The sequence below is a fragment of the Nostoc sp. genome, from assembly GCF_036917535.1.
Taxonomy (GTDB): domain Bacteria; phylum Cyanobacteriota; class Cyanobacteriia; order Cyanobacteriales; family Nostocaceae; genus Nostoc.
In genome coordinates this window covers 1-24927 of sequence record NZ_JBALDA010000013.1, presented here as the reverse complement: position 1 = coordinate 24927, position 24927 = coordinate 1, and the positions used below count along the sequence as shown (strand labels likewise).

General features: G+C 41.7%; 20 protein-coding genes and 2 pseudogenes. 7 read left to right on the top strand and 15 right to left on the bottom strand.

The genetic code is table 11. The features are described 5' to 3' along the window. Window positions 1–478: 478 nt before the first annotated feature. Entirely contained in the window at window positions 479–1276 is a 798-nt protein-coding gene (locus V7K56_RS03195; RefSeq protein ID WP_334907540.1) for a TatD family hydrolase, read from the bottom strand. A gap of 240 nt (window positions 1277–1516) precedes the next feature. Continuing rightward, a complete protein-coding gene (gene rpsT, locus V7K56_RS03190) occupies window positions 1517–1813 on the bottom strand; it encodes a 30S ribosomal protein S20 (protein ID WP_334907538.1) in 297 nt (98 codons plus the stop codon). 741 nt (window positions 1814–2554) lie between these two features. Between rpsT and hisD the strand changes: the two genes are divergently transcribed. The 3 genes and pseudogenes from hisD (at window position 2555) to V7K56_RS03175 (ending at window position 5418) form a co-directional block, all read left to right on the top strand. Further along, on the top strand, window positions 2555–3856 hold the full coding sequence (hisD, locus tag V7K56_RS03185) for a histidinol dehydrogenase (RefSeq protein WP_334907536.1): 1302 nt from the start codon (window positions 2555–2557) through the stop codon (window positions 3854–3856). A gap of 529 nt (window positions 3857–4385) precedes the next feature. Next, the gene (locus V7K56_RS03180; protein WP_334907534.1) at window positions 4386–4811 is read left to right on the top strand and encodes a universal stress protein; all 426 of its coding nucleotides are present in this window, start codon (window positions 4386–4388) and stop codon (window positions 4809–4811) included. 19 nt (window positions 4812–4830) lie between these two features. After that, window positions 4831–5418: pseudogene (locus V7K56_RS03175) on the top strand (Uma2 family endonuclease). A 689-nt stretch (window positions 5419–6107) separates the two neighbouring features. Here the strand turns inward: V7K56_RS03175 and V7K56_RS03170 are convergent. From V7K56_RS03170 to V7K56_RS03155, 4 genes are all read right to left on the bottom strand, one after another. Further along, window positions 6108–6350: a hypothetical protein gene (locus V7K56_RS03170; RefSeq protein ID WP_334907532.1), complete on the bottom strand. Its 243-nt coding sequence runs from the start codon at window positions 6348–6350 to the stop codon at window positions 6108–6110. A 102-nt stretch (window positions 6351–6452) separates the two neighbouring features. Continuing rightward, window positions 6453–6695, bottom strand: a complete 243-nt coding sequence (locus V7K56_RS03165) for a hypothetical protein (RefSeq protein WP_334907530.1) — start codon at window positions 6693–6695, stop codon at window positions 6453–6455. Window positions 6696–6799: 104 nt separating this feature from the next. Further along, complete coding sequence (locus tag V7K56_RS03160) at window positions 6800–7042, bottom strand: hypothetical protein (protein ID WP_334907528.1); 243 nt, start codon at window positions 7040–7042, stop codon at window positions 6800–6802. Window positions 7043–7144: 102 nt separating this feature from the next. Then, complete coding sequence (locus V7K56_RS03155; RefSeq protein ID WP_334907526.1) at window positions 7145–7390, bottom strand: hypothetical protein; 246 nt, start codon at window positions 7388–7390, stop codon at window positions 7145–7147. Between the two features lie 1002 nt (window positions 7391–8392). Here V7K56_RS03155 and V7K56_RS03150 point away from each other — a divergent pair. After that, on the top strand, window positions 8393–8506 hold the full coding sequence (locus V7K56_RS03150; protein WP_334907524.1) for a biotin/lipoyl-binding protein: 114 nt from the start codon (window positions 8393–8395) through the stop codon (window positions 8504–8506). A 401-nt stretch (window positions 8507–8907) separates the two neighbouring features. Here V7K56_RS03150 and V7K56_RS03145 read toward each other — a convergent pair whose 3' ends face one another. Continuing rightward, window positions 8908–9294 (bottom strand): hypothetical protein, encoded by a 387-nt coding sequence (locus V7K56_RS03145; protein WP_334907522.1) that lies wholly within the window; start codon window positions 9292–9294, stop codon window positions 8908–8910. A 185-nt stretch (window positions 9295–9479) separates the two neighbouring features. Here V7K56_RS03145 and hslO point away from each other — a divergent pair, with 185 nt between their 5' ends. Both hslO and V7K56_RS03135 read left to right on the top strand, forming a co-directional pair. After that, window positions 9480–10379, top strand: coding sequence for an Hsp33 family molecular chaperone HslO (gene hslO, locus V7K56_RS03140; RefSeq protein ID WP_334907520.1), 900 nt, complete (start codon window positions 9480–9482; stop codon window positions 10377–10379). A 161-nt stretch (window positions 10380–10540) separates the two neighbouring features. Beyond that, the gene (locus V7K56_RS03135; protein WP_334907518.1) at window positions 10541–12634 is read left to right on the top strand and encodes a chromosome segregation ATPase; all 2094 of its coding nucleotides are present in this window, start codon (window positions 10541–10543) and stop codon (window positions 12632–12634) included. Between the two features lie 187 nt (window positions 12635–12821). Here the strand turns inward: V7K56_RS03135 and V7K56_RS03130 are convergent, their stop codons facing one another. From V7K56_RS03130 to V7K56_RS03110, 5 genes are all read right to left on the bottom strand, one after another. Then, entirely contained in the window at window positions 12822–13700 is an 879-nt protein-coding gene (locus V7K56_RS03130) for an NAD(P)-dependent oxidoreductase (protein WP_334907516.1), read from the bottom strand. 425 nt (window positions 13701–14125) lie between these two features. Continuing rightward, window positions 14126–15313 (bottom strand): class I SAM-dependent methyltransferase, encoded by a 1188-nt coding sequence (locus V7K56_RS03125; RefSeq protein WP_334907514.1) that lies wholly within the window; start codon window positions 15311–15313, stop codon window positions 14126–14128. Window positions 15314–15528: 215 nt separating this feature from the next. Beyond that, on the bottom strand, window positions 15529–17268 hold the full coding sequence (locus tag V7K56_RS03120) for a Dyp-type peroxidase (protein WP_334907512.1): 1740 nt from the start codon (window positions 17266–17268) through the stop codon (window positions 15529–15531). 88 nt (window positions 17269–17356) lie between these two features. After that, window positions 17357–17641, bottom strand: coding sequence for a hypothetical protein (locus V7K56_RS03115; RefSeq protein ID WP_334907510.1), 285 nt, complete (start codon window positions 17639–17641; stop codon window positions 17357–17359). A 169-nt stretch (window positions 17642–17810) separates the two neighbouring features. Continuing rightward, a complete protein-coding gene (locus V7K56_RS03110) occupies window positions 17811–18491 on the bottom strand; it encodes a uracil-DNA glycosylase (RefSeq protein ID WP_334907508.1) in 681 nt (226 codons plus the stop codon). A gap of 192 nt (window positions 18492–18683) precedes the next feature. On the opposite strand from V7K56_RS03110, the pseudogene V7K56_RS03105 reads away from it, so the two are divergent. After that, window positions 18684–19382 (top strand): annotated as a pseudogene (locus V7K56_RS03105) (phosphoribosyltransferase). Between the two features lie 26 nt (window positions 19383–19408). On the opposite strand, the gene V7K56_RS03100 reads toward V7K56_RS03105, so the two are convergent. The 3 genes from V7K56_RS03100 to glyQ form a co-directional block, all read right to left on the bottom strand. Then, a complete protein-coding gene (locus V7K56_RS03100) occupies window positions 19409–20509 on the bottom strand; it encodes a tetratricopeptide repeat protein (protein ID WP_334907506.1) in 1101 nt (366 codons plus the stop codon). Between the two features lie 269 nt (window positions 20510–20778). Continuing rightward, the gene (locus V7K56_RS03095) at window positions 20779–23133 is read right to left on the bottom strand and encodes a ComEC/Rec2 family competence protein (protein ID WP_334907504.1); all 2355 of its coding nucleotides are present in this window, start codon (window positions 23131–23133) and stop codon (window positions 20779–20781) included. 671 nt (window positions 23134–23804) lie between these two features. Continuing rightward, complete coding sequence (gene glyQ / locus V7K56_RS03090; RefSeq protein ID WP_334907502.1) at window positions 23805–24704, bottom strand: glycine--tRNA ligase subunit alpha; 900 nt, start codon at window positions 24702–24704, stop codon at window positions 23805–23807. Window positions 24705–24927 lie beyond the last annotated feature (223 nt).

Genomic DNA, 24927 nt, shown 5'->3' with positions numbered 1-24927 from the left:
GATTTACTTTCTTCACTTCCTCTCCAAAAAGCGCGTTAATTAGCCTGACGCAGCTCTACACAGTGTGTTTTAAATCCACCCCGCTGTTAATACTCTCAGTGATATCTTAGATATCCTAAGACTGAGGGAACGATCCGCACCTTGTCGATTTTGAATCAGAATCACTTCATTTTGCTGGATTATACTCACAAGGCAATTTTTGTTTAACGATTTTGAATAGGTTCAATACACACCAAGCTGATGTTGTGCAAAAGTCTAGCTTAATTTAGGTTGGCACAGTTAGTCATGTGTGGAGAGCATCCGCTTGTAGAGATTTTGAGGATGACCAAGCCATAACAGCATGGAAAATTAAGATGAGAAGTTTTAGGCTCCTTCCTTTATCATTATGGCGCAAGCAAAATGTTTTTGAGGGAATAATATTAGCATATTTTTGTCCCCCCTATAGTTTTATTTTTTTTACACAACTTAACAAAAAATACTATGACACACTTGATATTGACAGACCGAATAATTCACAGGCATTTTGAGTGGTTTGATCGGCGATCGCCTCTACCGTTTGATGACGCAGTTTAGCTACTTGCTCGGCTACATAAAGTACGTAGGCAGGCTCGTTGCGCCTCTCGCCCCGTTTCGGAACTGGAGCGAGAAATGGGCAGTCTGTTTCAATCAGTAGGCGATCATTACTTACCATTGCAGCTGAGGATTGGATTGCTTTGGCATTTTTGAACGTTACTATACCGCTAAAGCTTATATAAAAGCCTAAATCGAGAAACCATTGAGTTTCTTCAGGTGTTCCTCCCCAGCAATGCATCACACCCCGTACTCTTTCACCTTTGAGTTGCCGCCATTTTTGCAACACTTCTCTGGTTGCCACGGCAGCATCACGGCAGTGGATAATCACTGGTAAGTTTAGTTCAGATGCGATCGCCAACTGGGACTCGAACACCATATACTGTTGTTCATAGTTATCAGCTTTGTAAAAATCCAGTCCCATTTCCCCAATTGCTACCACATTTGAGTCAGAACTCGCTAAAGTTTTGATTTTATCGGCTGTCTCGCTATTCCATTTATCAGCATCTAAAGGATGTAATCCTACAGCAAAACTAATTTCGGGAAACTCTTGGGCTATGGATTGAATACTAAAAAACTCCTCCGGGTGAACACAGGAATGCACTAAACGCACTACGCCTGCTTCTTGCCATCGCGATCGCACTGTTGCTAAATCCGGCTGGAAACTATCAAAGTTAAGATGTACATGCGTGTCTATCAGTTGCATCTTTTGCCTTTTGTTGTTTGTCCTCTCTTACAAAGTTGAGGCAGTCTGTTGGCGGGGTTCCCCCGCTTATAAGGAACTGCCGTCTGATGCCTGCGGCGGGCTACGCTTTCCGGTGGAAACCTCCGCTCAACGCCAGGAAAGCCCAAGTCAGGAAAACCTGACTATGCGACTGGCTCGACTTTGCGCTTTGTCGTTTGTTTTGTTACCAATCACTAATGACTAAGGACAAATGACCAATGACTACTCAGCTATTTGTGTGAAGGGTTTTAGTCTGTGAGCTAATCTTGACTTTTTCCTTGCCCCATTGTTTGGGTGAAGAACACCTCGTTTTATCGCCTTATCAATTTTGCCGTAAGCCTCGGATAACCGAGCCTGCGCTTCTTGTTTTAATTCTGGGGTAGGATTAGCTGTATAAGCAGCTACAGCATTGAGGTATTTCTTCATCAGCGTCTTGACTGCTGATTTGTAAGATTTATTACGCAGTCGATTACGTTCTGCGATTTGGGCACGCTTGAGAGCAGACTTTGTATTCGCCACAGTCAATTCCAAAAATTATGATTATTAATTATGTACACACACTACTAGATTTACTAATATAGCATCCAAATTGCCAATGTTATAATTTCCTAAAAAAATTATGGAATTAGGTATTGGGTCATGAATGAAGATCAATATCAATATTAGTATTAGTTCCATACTCTCTACTCACCAATTCAGTATTTCGTCAATTGAGGAAATGCGTTAAAATAAAATACATCTAAATAACTGTCACCCTAACTCATCACAACCTGATTAAGCAATGTGATTGTCAATAAATATAGTTTGTCCGTAAACCAGATGTATTATTTAGAGACAGGAACTGTAAAGAGCTAAATTTCAGGGATTCTCAAGTATAGAACCGATATATCGTGCCTGTACACATATTAACTAGTAAAAGTTAGGGAAATAAGTAAAAATTATACTCAGACCTTAACCCCTGTAAATTCAAGGGATTGGATGTGTAAATATACCATCTGCACCCCACAAGGATTGAGGGAAAGGGTGTAAGGGAAGTGGGAAATGGCACACCTGCTTCCTGCCGTTAGCCAATCAAGGCTTGTCGGATTGAGCAATTAAGTCGCCTTCTCAAGCAAACTATACGCTGTAGCCTTGAGAGTATCAAAAAAATACAGGTTAAGCTAGAGAAGAGAATTAGAGTCAGCTTGCACACCCCAGTGGGTCAAGAGCAATACTAAATCTCAGGTGGCAATATTATAATTTTGGCATTGTCCTTACTCCATGCTGCGAATTATTACTCAGCAGGCAGACGTTAGAGCAGAACTACAACGGATCTGCGATCGCACCCATGACGAACAGGTACTTCACAAAGAAGCAACGGTGCGGGAAATTTTGCAAGCAGTGAAGCGCCAAGGCGACAAAGCTGTATTGCATTACACAGCCGAATTTGACAAACAAACCCTGAAAGCAGGAGAACTCCGAGTTACAGGCTCGGAACTGGATGCAGCCTATCAGCAGGTATCAAAGGAGTTGTTGGGCGCAGTTCGGCTAGCTTGCCGCCAAATTGAAGCGTTTCATCGTCAGCGAGTACCAAAAAGCTGGGTACATTTTGGTGACGATGAAGTAGTACTGGGCAAACGCTACACCCCCGTAGACCGAGCCGGGTTGTATGTGCCTGGTGGTCGTGCTGCCTATCCCAGTACAGTGCTAATGAATGCAATTCCGGCTCATGTTGCTGCTGTACCCCACGTGGTGATGGTAACACCACCAGGGCCAGGGGGTGCTATTAACCCAGCAGTCTTGGTAGCTGCTCAAGAAGCAGGGGTGCAAGAAATTTATCGCATTGGAGGCGCACAAGCGATCGCTGCTTTAGCCTATGGCACAGAAACGATTCCGAAAGTGAATGTAATTACTGGGCCTGGTAACATTTATGTCACCCTAGCGAAAAAACTTGTCTACGGCACCGTCGGCATTGATTCTTTGGCAGGCCCCAGCGAAGTACTGGTGATTGCCGATGAAACTGCAAATCCAGTGCATGTAGCTGCTGACTTGCTTGCCCAAGCCGAACACGATCCAATGGCGGCAGCAATTTTGCTAACCACAGATGCTGCTTTAGCGAAAAACGTGCAAGTAGCCTTGGAAAGACAGCTAGTGGATCACCCACGGCGAATAGACACAGAAAAAGCGATCGCTCACTACGGCTTGATTATAGTTGTAGAATCGCTCCAAGCAGCAGCAGAATTTTCAAATGAATTTGCCCCTGAACACCTGGAATTAGAAGTCAAAGACCCTTGGGCACTTCTACCACAAATTCGCCACGCTGGGGCAATCTTTTTGGGTTACTCCACACCAGAAGCTGTAGGAGACTATTTGGCAGGCCCTAACCATACCTTGCCAACTTCTGGTGCTGCCCGCTATGCTTCGGCATTAGGGGTTGAAACTTTCCTCAAACACTCCAGTATTATTCAATACTCCCAAACTGCACTGCAAAATGTGGCTAGTGCCATTGATGTGCTAGCAACAACAGAGGGTTTACCTTCCCATGCTGATTCAGTCCGACGCCGAATTCAGCAAGAAGAGTGATTTAGAATGGTTAATTTTTTCCTAATACTGTTGGCAAAAGTTACTCGATAAGTGATGAATAAAAGTTTGGATCGCGATGTCTGACGACAAGCCGTTTTGAGTTTATGCAGATTAGTTGCTACCCTGCTTTAAGCCTTTTTGGCGGGTGTCTACAAGTTAGGCATTGCCCGCCTAATCCACTAGCTATTAGAAAAGGAGTACTTGCGTAATCAGCTAGCAAACAGTTTACAGGAGGATAACCTTTTTCAAATAACGGGCAAAAATATTCTCGACGCCAGTTGCTACAACTCATTAGCGTCAAAGTGGGGTGAAACCGATCTATGGCACAGCCTCGAATATATAAAGTAGACTTGTCGCTTTATAAAAAATTGGTGTCTGAAAGCCTTTCCCTATCTAGCTCGAAAAATTTAAAAACCTTATTAAGCGACAAGTCTAGTAAGTAGGCAGATGGAAAAATAATTTAGTGTAGCTGTCGGCGAATTTTGCTAGATACTTATGTAAGGGATCTACTCTTTAGGAGACGAGAGCGGTGCTAAATAGTGTTTTGGTAGCTCTGGACGGTTCGGAAATTTCAGAACGAGTAATTCAGACTTTAGATAATTTGGCGTTGTCAAAAGATGCCAAGGTTATTCTCTGTCATGTTTTCCTTACGCCAGAGTCAGAGATGGAACTACCTGCTGATCGTCCTCAGCCAGAGTCCCCAACATTTTCTTATTTTCATATTGAAAAACAGCTGCAATCATATCAGGAAAACTTATCATTCAACAGTGAGCTAGAACTGGTAACTGGTGATCCTGCCGAAGAGATTATTCGCCTTGCCAATATTTACAAAACTGACTTGATTATAATTGGCAGTCGGGGGTTGATTGGGATGAAGCGAATTGTCCAAGGTTCTGTTAGCAGTCAAGTTGTGGAAGAGGCTAATTGTTCGGTGTTAGTCGTCAAAGCAAGGTAAAAATTCGCAACAAGAAGCAATGACTATAACTACCCCAAAACTAACTTTTGAGGAATACTTAAAATATGATGATGGTACTGATACCCGCTACGAATTGGTCAATGGAGAACTAATTCCCATGAATTTAGGAAGTGGACAACATGGTGCGGTAACAGAATTTCTCAATGTTTGTTTTTGAGCAGAAATTCTCCGGCTAAAGTTGGATTGGATTTCTAAACAAATGGTTATCGGTGTTCGTTCTCCCCGTGCTGGCAGATGGGATACATCGAGGATTCCAGATGTAGTTGTGATTCCATTGCCTCAGTGGCGGGAGTTGAGAAACCGAGAAGCAGTTATTGAACTCAACGAACCACCCCCCTTGTTAGTGGTGGAAGTCGTCAGTGAGTCAACAAAAATTGTAGATTATCGAGCCAAGCGAGTTGAGTATAACGTTTTAAATATTCCAGAGTATTGGATTGTCAATCCATTAACGAACAAAGTGACTGTTTTCACATTGATTGAAGAATTATACGAACCAGTAGAGTTTTTTGCTACTCAATGCATTCAATCTCAAATTTTTGGGGAGTTAGAATTAACAGTTGAACAAGTGTTAACAGCTGACAATTAAAAATAATTTTAGGATTGAGAAAGTCTAAATGGCCGCCGGGTTGGTGGCGTAACTTCTTTAGAGAAGCTTGCATTTTCAATTTATTTAGTCCAGGAGTATAATCCAATCAGCCCGATTGATGACTTTAGGAGGGTGACTAATCAGGATTGTAGTTTTACCTTGACGGTAAAACAAAAGCTTGTCTACAAGTTATTAGACAGGACTTACGCAAAAAATTTTTCCAGTAGCGGTAATTTAAGAATTACCGCTACAACAAATCAGGTTTTTGAGACAAGTTTGCGTAAGTCCTATAGATTGCGATAAATATGGTCGATTACTGAAGTAGCAGCGCTTGTTTCCTTACTGGACTACTCAAAGTAAACAGTATGTTTAGGGAAAAGCGCTGCTAAAGCTTATCGACGGTTGCTGGTGGGCAACGTCAATGTTAAGTTCCTTGAAGAAAAGTAGTTAGGTAACAATAAACGTATGTTAAGATTAACCCGATAAAGAAACAGCTAATGGCTCGTAGGATAAGTCAGTTAGCAATTCAGGGGCGTAAAAAAGTAACTTAACCTGCGCTAACAGGGTAAATTATTTAAAACGCAACGCTTTATTTCTTTAAAGGCGCAATTAATCGTGTCTTGGCGTTTATTGTTTCCCTTCTACTAAACCTAACTAAGTTTGCCTATGGCGATGAATTTTTTATCCTGCTACAACTGAGTGATAATGGAGTTATTACCTCCACCATTTGCAGTTCCGCCAGCTCCACCAGTTCCACCATTTCCACTTGCATCATTATAAGTTAAAACGTTGATAGAACCATTGCCAGCGTAGCCACCGTAGCCATTAGCGTTGCCACCATTAGCACTAGCATTGCCGACATTTTGCCTTTTGCCACCAGACAGATTAGCTTCTTCGTTGGTGCTTAATGAAGAAAAAAGTGTGCTTTCCATGATTTTGATTCTCGCTTGATTGTTGGGACTAAAGTAATAGATATAAGCAAAAACCTGTTAAACCTAACTAAGTTTGCCTATGGCGATGAATTTTTTATCCTGCTAGAGCTGAGTGATAATGGAGCCATTACCTCCACCATTTGCAGTTCCACCATTTCCACCAGTTCCACCATTTCCACTTGCATCATTAAGAGTTAAGACGTTGATAGAACCATTGCCAGCGGCGCCACCGTAGCCATTAGCGTTGCCGCCATTAGCACTAGCATTGCCGACATTTTGCCTTTTGCCACCAGACAGATTAGCTTCTTCGTTGGTGCTTAATGAAGAAAAAAGTGTGCTTTCCATGATTTTGATTCTCGCTTGATTGTTGGGACTAAAGTAATTAGATATAAGCGATATAAGCAAAAACCTGTTAAACCTAACTAAGTTTGCCTATGGCGATGAATTTTTTATCCCTGAGTGATAATGGAGCCATTACCTCCACCATTTGCAGTTCCGCCATTTCCACCAGTTCCACCATTTCCACTTGCATCATTAATACTTCCGACGTTGATAGAAAAATTGCCAGCGTAGCCACCGTAGCCATTAGCGTTGCCACCATTAGCACTAGCATTGCCGACATTTTGCCTTTTGCCACCAGACAGATTAGCTTCTTCGTTGGTGCTTAATGAAGAAAAAAGTGTGCTTTCCATGATTTTGATTCTCGCTTGATTGTTGGGACTAAAGTAATAGATATAAGCAAAAACCTGTTAAACCTAACTAAGTTTGCCTATGGCGATGAATTTTTTATCCTGCTAGAGCTGAGTGATAATGGAGCCATTACCTCCACCATTTGCAGTTCCACCATTTCCACCAGTTCCACCATTTCCACTTGCATCATTAATAGTTAAAACGTTGATAGAATCATTGCCAGCGGCGCCACCGTAGCCATTAGCATTGCCGCCATTAGCACTAGCATTGCCGACATTTTGCCTTCTTCTACCACCAGACAGATTAGCTTCTTCGTTGGTGCTTAATGAAGAAAAAAGTGTGCTTTCCATTATTTTAGTTCTCACTTGATTGTTGGGATTAAAGTCACGTCACTTTAAAGTAATAGATATAAGCAAAAAACTGTATATTTAATAACTTTTTTGTGCCGTTAGGAGTATTATTACTCCTCTGGCGAAATAGGTCAAGCGATTAAATATTTAAGAAATGTGTAGTACACTGTTGAAGAAATATATTACATAGTTACTATTTATACGTGTTTTCTTAAAAAATAAGTTTTTATCGCTCAAAAAACCACAGGCGTTGATATATATAAATATAGATATGGCGAACTAAAAGCTAAATTTTATCGACACTTATATAAGTTAAGGTTATCGCGTATTAATACTGGTAAAATAACGTAAATGCCCTGAATTCAAGATATATGAAGCAGAAAAATAACACTTTTTATACAATTTATACTTAAATAAATTCCTAAAACTCAAAACTGGAATTCGGCATTTTTGAATAAGTATTTTTATATAAAAATGTTTTTTTTTAATTATTTTATACAACAATAAATTGAATATATATAATTTCTTTTAATATAAAAACGTTTAATTTTGCTGAATTATTGATAAATTAGACAAATTTTTTGCAAATAAATAAAGAAGCGATAAAATTTTAGGTCAAAATTATAAAGATTTGATGTTGGTACTAAAATTGATATTAACATAGTAAATACATAAATAGGTAGGCACGAATTAACCTAACTATATAACAAAATGTAAACCTATCAAAGTCCTTGTGATTGCTTTGTTGCACTCTGTTTTACTCGCAATGACATACTTGTAAATTTTCACACCCACCTACTTACAGATAAAGCACTTATCAGTAATAGGACTTACGCACACTCTACGATTATTGGCGTTCTTCTCTACAAGACGCTGCGCGTTCGCGTAGCGTTCCGAAGGAAAGGAAGTCTTGGAGGTTCGATAAATTAAGCTTTTGTCATTCAATACAAGATAATAGCGAAAGCAGATCCTACTGTCCGTCCAACAGCAGAAATACGGTTAGTGCAAGCAGCAGCAGAGGTAACAGTCATAAGCATCAAGGTGAAAGAAAATCAGGTTGTGAAAAAGGGAGATGCGATCGCACAGATCGACAACTTGCAATTGCAAAGTAAATAAAGCCAAATACTCGGAAATATTCAGCAGAATTAGTTACAACGATCGCAAATCGATGCACAACTCAAAGCGCTAAAAATTCAAATGGCTACTGAGTCCAATGCAATGCTACAGGCGATTCGATCTATGAAGCAATATCAGCAGATGGGAAATACGGGGGCGATCGCTATTCTGCAAATTAAGGAAACAGAACAAGCTTTCAAAGCTGCTGTTGCTAGACTAGAACGGGATTAAGCAGGGCTGAATCCCAACGATTGGTGGCCACAAACAAATAGCCAGGTTACTGTGTGCATTTAACCGGATTTGATATAAATCCCCGTCACAAAACGTAATTGCTCTCTTCTCTACGAGACGCTTTGCGAACGTAGCGTCTCGTAGCCCATTGCAAAAAATTGCGAATTGGTTCAACGTCCTTGAGTTGCCAGAAACTGACGCAAGCTCAACAAACTCAAAGTTTGACCCAAATTTAAGGGCAAAAGTGAAACTCCTTCTAAACGGGATTGTACCCAACCTTCTCCCCAGTACCATTCGTGAAACCCGTCAATACCTCCGCTAAGTACCAAGCGGAGACAGTTGGATTTTACAACATCCACTTGATGATGAATCGCGACTGGCCCAGTCCAGGTTGTAAACTGGAATCCGGGAAGCAGTTCTTCTGGCATTCCTGGGGCAAAACGTTGCCCTAAAAGCCATTTTTTTAATTGCACGGGATGCAGCAGACTGTCACGAATTGCATCTGTTGATGCTTCGATTTCAATCCGCAGTTGGCTTTGTTGAAAATTACCCAGCATTTTTCTCGGATCACCTAAAGATAAGATATTGCTATTTCTAATTTAGTCATTTGTCATTGGTCATTTATCCTTTGCTAATAACCAATGCCTCATGCCCCATGCCCAATGCCCCACTAAGTTACTTTTCTACCAGCAGAGAACTTAAAATAGAAAAAGTGAACTTGTTAAGAAATGTAAGGTTATTCATGGCGGATCAATTAATTCGTGCAACAGCAGCTGAAGGTGGAATTCGTGCCGTAGGTGCGATCGCCACACGTTTAACAGAAGAAGCACGGCAGCGCCACAAGCTTTCTTATGTGGCAACGGCAGCACTGGGTCGGACTATGACGGCAGGCTTGTTAATGGCTTCTAGTATGAAGCGAACTGGATCGAGGGTCAATGTCCGAGTAAAGGGCGATGGGCCTTTGGGTGGGATATTAGTGGATGCAGGCTTAGATGGTACGGTACGCGGATATGTTGGGAATCCATCTGTAGAATTGCCTCCCAATGCCAAAGGTAAGTTAGATGTTGGTGGTGCTGTGGGTGGCGGCTACCTCTACGTTGTGCGAGATATCGGCTATGGTTATCCTTACTCTAGTACGGTAGAACTAGTTTCTGGCGAAATTGGTGATGATGTCGCTCATTATCTGGTGAATTCCGAACAAACACCTTCAGCTTTAGTTTTAGGTGTGTTCGTGGGATCTGCAGGAGTAACTGCTGCTGGAGGGTTACTCGTACAAGTATTGCCCAAAGCCGCCAGAGACGAAGCTTTAGTAGAAACGTTGGAATCACGGGTAGCTGGTCTAACAGGATTTACGCCGTTGTTGCAAGCTGGGAAGACCTTACCTGAAATCTTTGGTGACTTATTGGGAGATATGGGGTTGGAAATCTTTTCCGAACGCCAAATGTTGCGCTTCCACTGTGGTTGCTCTTTTGATCGCGTTTTGGGGGCACTGAAGATTTTGGGAGAAGCTGAACTGCAAGATATGATTATTAAAGATGATGGTGCTGAAGCAACTTGCGACTTTTGCGGCAACGTCTATCAGGCAAGTAGCGAGCAGTTAGCTCAACTAATTTGCGATTTGCAAGCCGAATCTGCTGTTTGAGGATTAAAGTATAAAATCACACTGATTTTTGAGATTGATAATGGTACTCTGTAGAGAGAGATAATCAAAAAAGTAGCTTTTTAATGACGAGAAAGTTACTATGTCAACAATGGAATTATCAACCTAAAACAGAGCGCTATTCAATTATTTTGGTGTGAGAGATGACAGAGCGGGATATTCCAGACAGTTGGTCTTCAGCCAGTGGAAGAAAGCCAGATCAAAGCCAAAGATTATCCCGAACAGAACAATTCGGTGAAACTCAGCCATTCGATGTCCCAGCTACTGGTTCTACCTCCAAGTCGGTGAAGCGGCGAAAAAAAAACCATAGGGAAGGATTAACTATAAATAGTCATTCAGAAGAAACTGCTCAACTCAGTGGTACTTCTGGGAAATGGCCACGCTGGATGAAAAGCTGGACGTTGTGGCTAGTACTACTAATGTTGATTCCCGGCAGTGTAGGATTCTTGGCAATGGCAATGCTGCTGAAGTTGCCGGCTGCCCCTAATTGCCCATCGATTTTCTGGCCGCTAGCTAGTGCTTCTGTGCGGCTACATTGCGCTCAGTTAGCGGCTTCTAAGCAAACAGTAAACGACCTATTGCAAGCGATCGCTCTGGTGAAGCAACTACCACAAAATCACCCGTTGCATGGAGAAATTGATCGTTTCATCGAAGAATGGTCGCGGGATATTTTAAAGCTAGCCGATCAAAGTTTCCAAACAGGGAATTTGGAAGAAGCGATCGCAACTGCTCGTAAGATACCCGAAGATGTAGCAGCTTATAAATTAGTCGATGAACAAATTGGTAAATGGCAGTCAATTTGGTCAAAGGCTGAAGCCACATATAACGGTGCGATCGCCGAAGTAAAAGAACGGCGCTGGCAATCGGCATTTATGTTATCTGCTAAAATGCTGCGTGTAGACAATCAATACTGGGCAGGTACTAAATACGACCAATTGAATCGTTTGATTGCCACAGCACGGGAAGATGGCGATAAGTTAGGAAAAGCCGAAAGTTTAGCAGACAGCAAAATAGTCGATAACATACTAGAAGCGATCAAGTTAGCTGAGTCAATTGGGCAAGAAAGTTACATTTATCAAAAAGCTCAAGAAGCAATTCCGGCATTTGGACGCAAAATGTTGGAATTGGCACAGGCGAAACTAGACAAGCAGGATGCAGATGAAGCGCTGAATATTGCTAGGGAAATACCGGAAAGTGCGAAACTGCAAGGCGAAACTGATGACTTTATTGCCATAGCTGATGCGAAAAGGAGTGCTTGGATTGGTGATGTTTCTGGTTTAGAGGCAGCGATCGCCCAAGCACAACAAATCGATCCTTCCAGACCAGTGTATAATGAGGCACAGCAACTAATCGCTCGTTGGCAGTTGGAAATTGAAGATGTTGCCCATCTGGAAAAAGCAAGAATATTGGCTAGCCAGGGAACAGTCCCTAATTTAACAGCAGCGATCGCCCAAGTACAGCTTATTCCTGCTAGTAACCCGAGAGGTGCAGAAGCTAGACAAGAGATAAGTCGCTGGAATGCCCAAGTAGAGACAATTGAAGACCAACCTTACTTAGACCGCGCCGACCAGATCGCAATATTCGAGGATATTAACTCCTTGCAAGCTGCGATCGCCCAGGCTAGCGAAATTCGTAGAGGTCGTGCTTTATATCCAGAAGCACGGAAAAAAATTCGTACTTGGGTAGGAAAGATTGAGCGAATTCAAGACCAACCTTATTTAGATCGAGCACAAGAACTGGCTCAAAGTGGAAATCTCACCGCCGCCATTAGCACAGCTCAACAAATTGCTTCATCGGGAAGGGCGCTTTCACAAGAAGCACAAGCTGCGATCAATGACTGGGAAGGGGAAATCCGCACTAGAGAAAACTGGAAAAAAGCCCAGGAAGTGGGGGCAGCTGGCACTCCAGAAGCCTTGATTGAGGCAATACGACTGGCGGATCGAGTTTCAAACAATAGCATTTTACGTATGGATGCGAATCAGGCTATTGACCAATGGAGTCAACAATTGTTAGAAATAGCACGCACTCAAGGTCAGTCTGATATTGCTAAAGGCATTGACACTGCCAAATCAATTCCACGCGGTAGTGCTGCTTACAGTGCAGCGCAAGAGCAAATTAAGACTTGGCAGGAATTTCTCAATCCTCAACCTGAACCTCAGCCTCAGCCTTCGTCTGTGCCTCAACCTCAGACTGAATCTCTACCATTTCCCCAATCAACTCCTATTAATGGCCAGTAATATCTTTTTAACGATTCCGATTCAGTTAATACCTTTTGATTGAGCATTTTCAAAGATATAATGTCGAGGTCTAAGAAGAACCGAATTTACAAAATTTGTCAAGTGTCAACTTACACGCAGGGCGGTTATCAACCGCTCTTTTAACGTTAAGTTGACACCAATGTATATTTGTAGACCCGACAAAAATTTATTCTCCGATCGCTTCTCCCCATTCCTTAATTACAAAAAATAGTGATGAGTAATCATCATCAGCAAATGACATTTTCACAGCTGTTTGTAAGATTTGCCGTACTCCTTTAATACTGCTAAGATCCAAACTCCGAGATTTCGCTTCTAAGATAAATAATTCCGTATCTTTAAGCAAGTGTTTTGTGGGGAAATTGGGATCGGCATAATTGCCATCTAACATTTGTTGTAGCTTTTTGTCAAAGGTAGAGGCATAGAGTGGACTGTCGCGCAAGATTTGCATAAACACATCGACATCGACACCTTGACGCTGGACAAAAGCTAGACTCAGAGCAAAGCTAGTTGTTAGAGAAGCTATTAGTTGATTTAGTGCCAATTTAAGCGCCGCCGCAGATCCCACTGGCCCGATAAGTAAAGGTTCTGTCCCAAAATTTTGGAGTAACTTTAAGTGGCGTTCATATTGTTCTGCCTCGGCCCCTACCATAACATTCAACTTGCCAGCTTTTGCTTCTGGGATACTCCCTAATACAGGTGCTTCTAAATACTCACCGCCACCAGCAACAACTGCATCTCTAATTTCCTGGCTTTCTGTGGGCGTAATTGTTCCCATTTGGATGATAGTGCGCCCCTTGAGAGTTTGCGAAGCAGTATCTGAAAGCAAGACATTATAAATGGCTGGTGCATTAGTGAGCATGAGGATTACGTACTCAGCAGCAATAATGGCGTGGCGGGCATGTATAGCAATTTCAGCCCCAGCTGCTTGTAGTGGTGCTAATTTTTCTGGGGTACGATTGTAGGCAACTAGCTGTATATCTGCGGCTAATAACCTTTGAGCCATTGGTAGTCCCATCAGTCCAGTTCCCAGAAATGCCACCTTCATTTTTTACGTTCCTTTAATACAGCGTCACCGTAAGCGTTGCATAAAGCTTTTGGCATAGCTTCTCTACCAAAGGCCGCGGCAACGTTTAGAGTAAGTTATCGAGCGTCATAGTTCATCGTGAACATCGGATTGTTTGATTCAAATTTAATTGGGAAGTAGTTATTTGAAATTTAAGATACAATTCTAAATCCCAATTTTCCTATTCCCTAACTTTGGCAATCAACCACCAGCAGCAAAAGTCAACATAATTATCACTGAAAGTAAAATACCGGGGGTAAGTAGTGTTACTAACATTAACAGGTCATGAGTGGACATAATTATTACTTTGGTAGTGTGTTTAACTTTACAGTAATCACTGTTATGCTAATCCAAATAAGACTGATACTGCATTCTTAAATAGAGTTTTAATTTTTCTTTCTTTACGCTTACTCTGGCAGAATCAATCCTTTTAATGGTTGAGAAATTTCTGTATTGTCCAGACCTTTACTCTGAATTAAGACTCCAAAGCCGCCGAGTCCTGTGGAATCTATAAGTTGGTGTAGTGCGTCCCGGTGCTGTAGTAACTGCGAGAGAGGTTGCTGTTGATCACAAAGTGCTGCAATCCGATCGCCTAACCCCAACGCCATTAAAAATAATCCCTGCTGGATAAAACCAACATTCTTTAAGTTACACTTCTCACCCCAGCGTTCTAAAGCTGTAAAGTCAACATGGGCAGTGATATCTTGTCGCCCAATATTAATATAGGGGTTGTCATGGAAACGATGATGGTAATAACACTGTAGCGTTCCCTGCGATCGCCTGGGATTATAGTAACGACTGCTGGGGTAGCCATAATCAATTGTTAACACATAGCCGCGCTGCAAGCGGTCTGCTACTATACTCAACCAGTCTAGAGCAGCTAAATTAATTTCACTACGGTAGCCATCGGGATATGTACTTTGGGTGAAGTCGATTCCCAGTAAATCCAAATGTTCAACTAGTTGGGGTGTTGAAGGTTCTCCTATGACTTCCATAAATGATGGGCATGAGGCATTAGTTTCTTTTTCATTGCGATCTGTGGTTACATAAATTTCTCGGAGTTCTCCCATGTCTAGGATGAATTGATGGACGGGGAAAGCATCAACTAACTCGTTAGAGAAAAAGCAACCAGCGATCGCATCTAGTGATATATCCTCGAAATTGCACCAACGCACGGAGAAATCTTGCAAGCGTTGCTGCTGTTCTTGTCTTAAAGTTGGGGACTTTTCAACAATGATGTACTCTAGGGCGGTAAAAAAATCTGGGTAGTGCTGTTGATGATATTTAAGGATATGCAATGCCAGCAATCCTTGACCAGCTCCCATTTCTACCAGAGAAAAGGGTACAGGTTTTCCTAGAATCTCCCACATCTGCAAAAATTGTTCTGCTAGTAACTCACCAAAATCAGCACAGAGGTTAGGAGACGTGAAAAAATCACCACCTTTAAAGCCAATTTTGAGTGCATCGCTGGAATAGTAGCCGTATTCAGGGTGGTATAATACCATGTCCATGAATTGGGCGAAAGTGATTCGTTGCTGGGGACTGGTGGTAATGTGGTTGGCGATCGCAACACACAATGCTGGATTTGAATCCATAAAATTTGAGGTTTGAGATTGGGGAATAAAGAAAAATAAATGAATTATGAATGATGCAAAACAAAATTCATAATTCATTATTTCCCTAATGGTCTAGAAACCCCATGATATCGACCACTGTGGTCTAAGCGCTGGCATTTATTGACAGACAAAACTGAGGAAGTTTGCAGTTCGATGCGATCGCCACCAAATGGTTCTACCCGTACTGCATAAAATCATAATTTTGTCAATACTTCCTTCAAAGCAGAAATCGACGGTGCAAAGAAGTAGCCACCACCAGTAGGGATTACCCAGTCTTCACGTGCAGTCAACTCCTTAGTTTGAGGTTGATTTTGGTCATCTTCAAGGTGGATAAAGAACTTGCGTGTGCGATCGCCACCTGGTTTGTTATTTTCACTTTGGCCAATAATTGGATCGTGACCAAGAGTTAATTTACCTTCAAACTCGTGACCTTTAGCCGCCTCCTCACTAAAGTTTGGATCGTTAGCCCAAAACTTAGTGACAAACTCAAACTGGTCTACAATCGAAGTCTGATAAGCCAAAAAGTGGAGACCGCGATCAACAAAGTTCGGGTCTTGTAGCGGATTGTTTGGCGTGGAAGGAGACACCGGGCCATAAGGAATGCCGCGACGGAGCAAGCGATGTGTTTGAGTGGTCACTTCACTGCGGTCAATCTCTTCTGGCCCTGGGCCTCCACCTCCTGGTGTTTTGTCATTGCGTGGATAAGTCTTGCGGGTATGGGCAATAAACGGACAGCGCAGACCTGTTGCATCTTTGGAAGGTGGAACTACATCGTTTTTGAAGAATTTTCCCTCTGGTGGATCATCACCGTTGAATTCAAAATCATTGTTAGCATTCTCATCATCACCCAATTTTGGGGTGTCTTCTTCGGGCGTGCGGACAGTGGGAGCACCACTGGGCCAGCGACCAATCAGCTTTGCGCTCACCTTTCGAGGGTCGGTGTCTAAGTCAACAGCAGTATCGTTCAAGAACTTGTGAAACTTATACACGTCTTGACGCAATCGCCGGAATACAAGGTAAGAGCCATCATTTGCCCAGTGTAATCCTGCTGACACAACCTGACCTTTGCTATGTTCCAACTTTTTAGCATCATTATCCTGACCCTCATAGCCAAAAACGAACTCTCCTGGCCACAGAAGATCCTGTCCTGGTTTGCCCTGGTTTTTATTCTCTGGATTCTGCCGAGGAGTTAGAAGTTCTTTAGGATTATCGGCAACCCTGCCACGAATACCAGGTTGTGATATTCCATCCAAGTTGCCGAAATGCTCATGTCCAGTTAGAGGTGCGGGTAAGTTGGCTCCTTCTTCTAAGAAGGTAATTCTGGCTCCGCTGCTTTTAGCGTTGCCTTTCCCATCTGTAAATGCCACAATGCTTTCTAAAATCCGCGAGATTTCTGCCAGCAAGTCCGCGCGATCGTCGCTGCCAATAATAAAAACTACATCAACTTTGCCATTATCCGGCCCACCCACAACCCAGCCAATAGGCTTACCATCTTTGTCTACTGGGTCGTTCAGTTCAGCAGCGCGTGCTGCTAGCCCAGCTTTAAAGGCCTCATCCGTAAATGAGTCGGCATCATTAGTTAGTTTCTTCAGCCCCTCAAAAGAGAAAGCTACATTGACCCAGGTTGCCTTAACAGTGCCTTCGCGGCCTCGTCGTTGTCTGGCAGATTTAAATAAGCGGTTGAAGGCGATCACTTCTGAGGCTGTGGCAATGAAATCAATCTGTGACTTCAGCCAATTCTTGAAAGCATTTGGATTTTCAATTTCAAGGAATAAGAGGGCTTGGTAGTCTTTATTGAATCCACCTAAAATGTTGCCTTGAATATTGTTGACATTGAGAATAGGCTCATTAGGCGCGGCGACGTAAAATGCGTTTGCCTGTTGACCTTCTAACGGTTCAGGAGCAGGCGCTTCACGAATTATTTGTTGTGTCATGATCAAAGTCCTGTTGATTGTAAAGCCTATTAACTATTCCAGAATGGAAATATCAAATTACGTATAATGTGAATTAAAGAGGTTGGGACTAGAAAGTGAGAACATCAATACCAAAACAGCGACGGAGCAACAAACGCACAGTATAAGATGCAATCTTGGTTTCTCCTGGAAATGGCAGATAATCCATTAATCGCATTAGTGTCATGATTTCACTATCGCTCATGCTTGCTTTCACTCTTGGCTTTAAGAGTGTTGTATTTTTTACCTGCTTTTGATACCAATCATTTACGATGACAAATATGGTTGTTAATAGCGATCCATTGTCTATGCTAGTCATGGGGGAAGTCTGAATTGAAAAGCTAGTAACTTTCATCTTCTTACTTCTCCCGCCTTTTTTTCTAATTCACATTAGGCGTTATTTAGTCATCTTGAGAAGACTTTAGCTATTAGCTTTAGAATTTATTCCCAACCGGGAAAGCAACAAAGTGAGTAATTGAAAAGATGTTGGTAGTGACAAGCCTTAAAAAAGACGGAATTAAGCATTAGCTGTTATTTTGGATTTCCTCTAACTTAGCACGCACTGCCTGGATATCCTGCCACATCAACCATTTTGGCCCACCTCTTTCTTTAGAAGGGTTACGCAGCAAGTAAGAAGGATGAAAAATTGGCATACATAAACGCCCTTCCCACTCCAGCCACTGTCCGCGAATTTTTGTAATCCCCCGCTTATCGCCAGTGATCCCTTTGACAGCAGTTGCACCCGTTAACAGAATTATTTTGGGGTCAACTAAGCGAATTTGTTCTAATAGGTAGGGTAGACAAGCCGCCACTTCTACAGGAGTGGGAACTCTATTATCTGGTGGGCGACATTTATTTATATTGGCTATGTATACATCATGCTCAGTAGTTAGATTCACTGATGCCAAAATTTTCTCTAGCAATTGTCCCGATCTGCCTACAAATGGTAAACCCGTCTCATCTTCATTTTGACCTGGCGCTTCTCCCACGACCATAATTGGTGCTTTGAGATTGCCACGTCCGACAACAGCATGAGTGCGAGTGTCTCCCAATGCACAACGGTGGCAGCGATCACAATCCTGTGTCAACTCCGTTATCTCAGAATAAGTTCCGGGAGCGATTGGAATTTTCGGGTCTGTAGGAATCAGTTCTCGTTGGTTAAAGGTTGAGTCGTCGAAGAGGCTGAGTTGGGTTTCGCTGCTCATGAAAATCAGGATTTTGGCATCAGCGCCAGCTGTTATATCTGAATTTAAATAGCCCTCTGGCTGAATATTGCTCAGAACAATAAACTTTTGCTGAATACTTAATTATTTATACAAATCTTATTGTATCAGTTAATTTGAAACAAAATTCAGTCATGATAAAAGGAGTGCCGTCCTGAGATGCTGGGGGAAACCATGTCACATACCCCACTTTTCGCCGATCGTACCCATGCAGGTGAGTTATTGGCGCAAGTAATTCATGATGCTTTGACTCAACAAACTATTGATTCTGGGGTAAAGCCTGTACCAATTGTTTATGCTTTGCCAAGAGGAGGTGTACCAGTAGCAGCACCAATAGCATGTCTTTTGGATTGTCCGTTGACAATTGCTGTGGCAAAAAAGATTAGCCATTTAGAAAACCCGGAGTTAGCAATTGGTGCAGTGACTACTTTTGGAAATGTTCTTTGGGCCGATCAAAAGCTATTTCGCTCTAAACATGATGTGCGGTGACGAAAAGTGGCTTTAAATAAAGCGATCAAGCAAGCTAAGTCTCTTGAAGCTCAATTAATTCCTGCTTGTCCGCAGGTGAATGCAGAGAATGCTACGCTGATCTTAGTTGATGATGGCATTGCTACAGGTATGACAATAGCGGTAGCAGCAACTGCCATGAGAGCGCTTTCTCCAGCAGCAGTTTGGTTATGTACTCCATTAGCGCCACAAAAATTGCTACTTTGGTTAGAACAGTGGGGCGATCGCACAATAGTCTTGAAAACACCCGAACCCTTCTGGAGTGTGAGTAATTTTTACGCAGAATTTCCCCAAGTAGATACATTAGAAGTTCTCGTATATCTCCAACAACAAAAAACAATGAAGCGAATTGATCTGTGCGAATAATTTTGAATTGTTTCCAGTCTTACTTTTTAACTATTTGAAGATGTTCCCTGCTGATATTGCATAGCTTTGGCATAATCACCCAAGGCATAACAAGCAACTTTCAGACTGGCAAGAGCTTGTTCTTCACTGCGACGATCTTTGATATTTCTAGCTAACAGCAAACGTTCTTCATAATATGTAATTGCTTTGTTATAGTCACCCAAAGCTTCACAAGCAACTCCTAAACTATTTAAAGACTGTTCTTCACTACGCTTGTCTTGAATTTCTTTGGCTAATTGCAACCGATCTTCATAATACTTAATAGCTTTGGTATAATCACCTAAAGCATAACAAGCATTGCCTAGATTTTTTAGCACCTGAGAAGCACTGCGAACATTTTTTAAGGAGCGTGATAGGACTACACACTGCTCATAATAAGCGATCGCTTTTGGGTAATTGTTCAAAGCATACCAAGCATTACCCAAATTCTTGAGTACCTGTTCTTCGCCCCAATTATCTTTGAGTTCCCGGACAATCTCTAAACTTTGCTGCTGATACTCAATAGCCTGTGTAAAGTTGCCTAAAGCTTTATACACCAATCCCAAATTATTGAGTGCTGCCACTTGACTTCGTTTATCTTGCAGTTGCTGCGTTATTTTCAAACATTTTTCTAGAAACTCAATAGCCTTTTTATGATCATTCAGATGACGGTATGCATTGCCTAAATGGGAAAGTGCTTGCATTTGCAATCCTAAATCTGAGGTGTTATTGAGCAAAGACAGACACTGTTGGGAGTAAGATATAGCACCTTTGTAGTCTCCAGCGCTGTAAGTTACCAATCCTAAAAAAGAAAGTACCTGTGCCTGTTTTTCTAAATCGCCAACTGCCTGAAACAGCCCCAGAGATTGTTGTAAAGACTTCATAGCCGTTATTAATTCGCCACCTTGCTGCTGTTGAATTCCTTGTCTTAGTAGCTTGGACGCTTCTGACAAATGGTCATCACTTTCTTGTGTAGGTATTATTTCTGCTTGTGAACCAGAGTCAAATTCATGGGTAATTGTATTACGCTTCACTGGTTTTAGGTATGTTATGGGTAATTGCAAGGTAACTGTATTTTTCGATCTCTTATTCCATTCGCCTTTAGACATCAACTCCTTTCTGTGAAGTCTGGTGCTAAATCTAGTGTTCCCAAAACCAGGATGCATCTTTCATCAGTCTACTTCACCACAGCAGAAGTTTAGGAGAGGTAAGAGTTTATATAGCGAGCGCTATTGAATCGTCAATCGAAGCTTTTAGATTACCACTTATGAGGAGTAATAACTCTGTAGCAGTCTTAGAGCGTTTGCGATCGTCTGTATTTCTTATATTTTCTCGAATTTAATACAACTTTTTTGATGTTACAGAATTTGTGAATTTTTTATAAAACAGATGATTTATTTTCTGTTGATTCAATAAATGCTTCAAACTGACCATTAGGAGTCCATTGAATAGCCCCATCTCGTCCTGTAAAAAACAGTTTAGTTTGGCTTTGATTTAGTTCAGATAAAGTTTTTGGATCAAAGTTGGCAGAAGAAGCGATCGCTACTTGTGGTTGCAGAGCAATAACTAAATCTTTCAATGACTCAGGGGCACACCAAACTACTTGCGGGCGAGACAAACTTCCATTTTTTACTAGTTGTTGTACTTCTTTAGATTTAACATTACCTACTAGTAACCAATTCTGATCTAAAATTTGCAATTGTAAAATTGGTAATTGTTCGTTGATTAATTGCGCTACTATCGAACCAGCTTTCACAGATTGACCAACTGCCAAAGGTTGATAAATTCCTTGATGTTTTTGTAGTTCCTGTTGAATAGCCTGAGTTATAATAGAATTATCTGTTTGGGATAAATATTCATAAAAATTATTAATTGGTAAACGCTGCATTAATTCAAACCAAGCATTACTTTCATTACCTTGGAAATCAGTTGCGATCGCCCAATTTATTTGATTTACACCCTGCTGTTGTAAAAACGGTAGAATTGTAAAACGTCCTGTACCTTCATCACCACTATTAATTACAGTTACAGTATCTCGATCTTGAACAACTACAATTGGTTCCGTACCGGATTCTAAGACAGTTATCCTAAACAATGTATTTTTAGAATGCCAAAGCGGGATGAATACTAAGCCAATCGCAATCATATTAGCAAACCACCACCGCCTTTGCCACCAAGGCACTAGCCAGACCAATATAATTAGTATATAAATCGCCAAAAGCTGCCAAGTAAATATGCTGCCTACCGCAACAGAATTTCCAGGCAACTTGCTAAAATATTCTATTAGTTTAATTAGCCAATCAGTAGGGTAATGTAAAACCCCGGCTAGGAAGCTTCCTGCGTCAGTCCAAACTAAACCTACTAAGGCACTGATGATTCCACCTATACTAATGATCGAAATTAATGGAGTACTAACCACATTCAACAACAGACTATAAGATGGTACAACTCCAAAGACAAAGAGTTGCACGGGTAAAGTCCAAATAGTGGCAGCTAGGGGAACAGCAATCAAAGCAGCGATCGCAGGTGGTAGCCATGCTAGGCGAGTAACTAATGCAGGTACTGTTACAATTAATCCCAGCGTTGCTAAAAAACTCAATTGGAAACCTAAATCCCAAATCCATAGAGGATTAAACACTAATAGCAAAGTTGCTGCTAATAGTAACGATCCGAACTGTTTTACCTTCCTTTTTAATAGCAGACCAACTAATGCAGCAAAACCCATAATTACGGCTCTGAGAACCGCAGGTTGAAACCCTGTTAAACTTAGAAAAATGATTAAAGCCAAAAAGCCAAGGGTAAATTGGGTTCCTTTTCTTGCCCGCTTCGTTAACTGTAAAATCACACTCAAAATCAAAGAAGTTTGGAACCCAGAAGCAGCTAAAGCATGAGCTAATCCAGCTTGTACAAATAAGTCGCGGATATCGTAGGGTAAATCAACAGCTTTGCTACCTAAAACCATTGCACTGACAAGCGGCCCTTCAGGAATACCCAACCAACGAACTTGCGATCGCACAATTCGCTCTCGAATTTGCCACCATCCCCATTTACGTTCCTGATCCAAAACATTTATCTGTCGCCCAATCAAACCAGCAAACGTTCCTTCCTGCTTGAGAAACTTCTGAAAATCGAAACCACCAGGATTGGAAGCCGCTTTCGGTTTGTATAAAATCCCAGTTACAGCAATTTGTTGACTAGGGTATAACCCAGTAGCCTGAAGTATAGGCACTGTCACATACAATTTGCCTGTAACCCCTTGTGGAACACCCGCTGAACCTTTATCATTTTTGACTTCATCTAGCTGAGTCGCTTCCAGCCAAAATTGTCCTCGCTGACTGCGAGTTAAGCGAGGATTACTTGCCACTTCGCCACGTACAATCACAAGTTGTTCTTGATTACTGCTATTTCCAAGCGGGACGAACTGACTAATATCTTTTGCACCCGGTTGCGGCACTCGCCATTGAAAATATAGAGTTGCCAATAATCCCACCAAGCCAGCAGCTAGCCATATTCGAGGATGGGGAATAGTTTGCCAATTATTAGACACTGACTTTGTTTTGGTTCCAGCATTTTCTGATTTCTGAGCAAGTTGCCGTAAGATAGTGCGTCTTCTAAAGATAATTGCTCCCACTATCCCCAACCCCAAAATCCATACACCACCCCAAGGAACTGCTGTAAACAACAACCCAAAAATGTAGCCAAGACAAATAATTACACCACTGGTTTGAATCATAAGATTTTTGTAAAAGCACCTGACAATCCGAATTTGCAGCTGACTTAAAAATAACTAGGGCAGCAATAAAGAAAAATCAGCATTACTGAATTTGGCTATGAAATTCAAAAATAAAATATTCCAAACTCTTATTATCTGCGCTTGGAGCGCCTATGCGTAAGTTTTTTGTCTCTATAATCAGCAACAGCAAAAAATTTGTATCCTTGTAGTGAAATATAGTCCATCAAATTTATACAAACAAAGCCCGCACAGGCGGGCCTTATCGTTGTAGCTTTAATGTTCTAGACTCAGAATTTAACGCTATTTCTAACCTTTAACAATAGCCACATCATCAAGATATACCTATCTTAGAGAACGCAAAATCAGGGGTTTTCTAACCTGCGGAGGCAGGTTTTGTTTGTGTAGCCGCGACTTGTACTCGCATAGACAAGTTATCAATTAGACTTTGTAAATATCCTCTTACTGAAGCTAAGTAACAATTACTTTGGTAATGTGTACTTTTTGATACACAAAATCTTCTACCGAAACTAATGAAAGTATTAGCCAAAAGACATAAGAGATAATTGGAATCAAAAACAGCCAATCATAATATATTGGTAACGAGATTTAACTGTAGACTCTAAAACAGCTTGTGATCAGACTGGCTGTGAAACAAGTTGCTGCACAACTGTCTATAAAACAGGTGGCTGTATGACTGGTTTTAAATCTTTGAGCAACGGAAAACCTAACTTCTCCCTTTGCTCAACATATAAATGAGCTACTTTCCTAGCCAAATGCCGAATCCTGGCAATATAGCGAGTTCTCTCTGTCACCGAAATTACACCTCTAGCATCCAGCAGATTAAACGTGTGCGAACACTTCATTACATAATCTAAGCTAGGCAAGACCAATGCTCGCTCCGTCAATTGGGTAGCTTCCTGCTCATACAAATTAAATAGTGTCAGTAGCAACTCAGGATTCGACGCTTCAAAGTTATAAATACACTGCTCAATCTCTCCCTGAAGGTAAATATCACCATAGGTGATGTTGTCTGTCCACTGAATCTTTGTAAATGCTTCTACTTGCTGGAGATACATTGTCAGCCGTTCTAGCCCGTATGTGATCTCAATCGACACCGGACGACAATCAATTCCTCCACACTGTTGGAAGTAGGTAAATTGAGTAACTTCCATCCCATCTAACCATACTTCCCACCCAGTGCCCCAAGCTCCCACAGTTGCATCTTCCCAGTTATCCTCTACAAACCGAATATCGTGGTCTTCAGGACGGATACCTAAAGCCCTTAAAGAATCAAGATAAATCTCCTGAATATTATCTGGTGAGGGCTTAATGAGAACTTGGTACTGATAATAGTGCTGGAAACGGTTGGGGTTTTCGCCGTAGCGTCCATCGGTAGGACGACGACAAGGTTCAACATAGGCAACAGCCCAAGGTTCTGGCCCCAAAGCTCTTAAAAAGGTCTGTGGGTTCTTAGTACCAGCCCCCTTTTCAATATCGTAAGGCTGGGCGATCAGACAACCGCGATCACTCCAGAAATGATGCAATAAACTTATTACTGACTGAAAATTCACGCTTGTTCCATCCTTAGTCAACACAGTGCATAAACCATTGTTGCCTAGAACCCGGTACTGTGGGCAATTTCAGGAAACTCAAAAGCACTCCCCAAAGAATTGGGAAAAATAGTTGACATGAGGAGTTGGGTTCGCTATATTGAATAAGTGCTTGAAACGGAGCGCGAAAAAGCGACGCTTTTCAAGACACCGAACCTTGAAAATATTATAGTTTGAAAGCGAT